Genomic DNA, 278 nt, shown 5'->3' with positions numbered 1-278 from the left:
ACGGACCTGCGTGGTCTGAGCCATGCCTTCGCATCCCCCCCGTACTCCTGTCCAGCAACCATCGAAATGCATGCCTATCTTCTGCCGGCAGCCGGGGAGCGAGGAACAACGAAGGTCCTCGCCGTTCAGGTTGATGCCCACCTCCAGGTCCGAACCCAGCGCGCCCTGACCGGTTGGACTCAGGTAGAAATAGACCTGCTCTGGCCCCCAGTCGCGATCCTGGAAGCAAGTGATCGATATGGAATAGTTCGGAGACCGCCAGAGTACGGTGTCCTTGG

At 60.4% G+C, this 278-nt stretch carries 1 pseudogene; it reads right to left on the bottom strand.

Annotated features, from left to right (window positions below):
* Positions 1 to 278, bottom strand: a pseudogene (locus tag ACLJNW_RS24650) (hypothetical protein); the annotation flags it as partial.

This window comes from Salmonella sp. SAL4457, from assembly GCF_046548235.1.
Taxonomy (GTDB): domain Bacteria; phylum Pseudomonadota; class Gammaproteobacteria; order Enterobacterales; family Enterobacteriaceae; genus Salmonella; species Salmonella enterica.
Note: the sequence above shows the minus strand (reverse complement) of the source record. Positions and strands in the feature narration are given on the sequence as shown.